We start from the raw sequence: 520 nt of genomic DNA on the forward strand, positions 1-520 counted from the left end.
ATTATCCAAATACCCGCTCAAGTCCACGTTGCCACCATCCTCAAGGGTCAAGGTGTTGCCGCTCAAACTCAATGCTTGGTCATCCGTTCCGCTGTTGTTGAAAGCAGATAGGTCTACGCTACCGCCGTCTTCCAAAGTCAAAGTGTTACCGCTCAAGCTCAGTGCTTGGTCATCGGTATCCGTATCGATACTACTGATGTCGATGGTGTTGCCCCCGGTGATGCTCAAATCTGTTCCGCTTAAGGATAGAGTTTGAGAATCCGTGTTCACACCTGAAATATCGATTGTGTTTCCTTCGGAAATGGTCAGATCCGTTCCGCTCAAGGATAAAGTCTGTGCATCCGTATTGTCCAAATATCCGCTCAGGTCAACGTTGCCGCCATCCTCAAGGGTCAAGGTGTTGCCGCTCAAGCTCAATGCCTGGTCATCGGTGCCGCTATTGTTGAATACGGATAGGTCCACACTGTTACCATCAGCGATGGAAAGGGTATTGCCTGATAGGCTCAAGGTCTGGTCATCT

1 pseudogene is annotated in these 520 nt (G+C 49.6%); it reads right to left on the reverse strand.

Features of this window, described 5'->3' with window-relative positions:
* Positions 1-520: pseudogene (locus tag LKX84_RS17880) on the reverse strand (hypothetical protein); the annotation flags it as partial.

The organism is Allomuricauda sp. M10 (assembly GCF_020782875.1).
Lineage (GTDB): Bacteria > Bacteroidota > Bacteroidia > Flavobacteriales > Flavobacteriaceae > Flagellimonas.